This is a genomic window from Marinifilum sp. JC120 (assembly GCA_004923195.1).
Classification (GTDB): Bacteria; Desulfobacterota; Desulfovibrionia; order Desulfovibrionales; family Desulfovibrionaceae; genus Maridesulfovibrio.
The window spans coordinates 1-816 of the sequence record RDSB01000080.1 but is presented as its reverse complement, the minus strand read 5'-3'; the positions used below and the strand labels follow the sequence as shown (position 1 = coordinate 816).

Genomic DNA, 816 nt, shown 5'->3' with positions numbered 1-816 from the left:
CTACGAAGAAGTTCCGGGAGTTATGAAGGAAGCTTCGRGYTCATAKTGGTCATGGGTTGAGAACGGGAATTGMACTCTATGARATMKAATYTCCCGTTGTTCCTCAGTAGCTCAGTGGTAGAGCGGTCGGCTGTTAACYGATTGGTCGTAGGTTCGAATCCTACTTGRGGAGATTTGATTCATTCYGAATTWAAGAATTCAGAATGTAAGAATGAACGGGTTCGCTTTGACCGTTARGAGTMGGTAACCCSTTCCCTGTGTCTTTGTTTCTATTGCATTCTATCTCATCGTATCACATTCTGTTCTGYGATATTTGAGAATCACCGTCAATACCTCGGTGTAGGTYCKGGATAATCCTTTRTTCYATAGTCCTGGGGCTATTTACAACTAGCCAMTTCAGAATTTTCAGATGTACTAACAAGTGCATCTTTGATGCAGTCATCGATTCTCCCGAGAGTTCACAATTACCGCGAGCAAACATATGAATTTAATGACTTAATGATGAGGAACGCATTTTTGCTATGCTACTAATACTTGCTCCGCTATTCTGCCCAAGCCTGGCTGAGGAAGAGTTACGGGGCTTCAAAAAATATGCTGATTCGGCCGTTTAAAAATACTATATGTAAAATTAAAAAAGCGATAGATATAATAGATATATATCTATGTAAAATTAAAAAAGAAGGTCACTCCACTCTATTTCGACAAAAGACCCATCCCCAAGTTCCATAGCTTTGAGTCCGCTATCGCTATCCCGAGCATGATTTTCCTACCCCCCCGGAGGGAAAGGTCCTTCCCTTTTGGGCCGGTTGTGGGCGA

General features: G+C 42.1%; 1 tRNA gene. It reads left to right on the top strand.

Features of this window, described 5'->3' with window-relative positions:
- The first annotated feature begins 100 nt into the window (after positions 1–100).
- Positions 101–172: transfer RNA gene (locus D0S45_20460), tRNA-Asn, on the top strand.
- Positions 173–816: the final 644 nt, after the last annotated feature.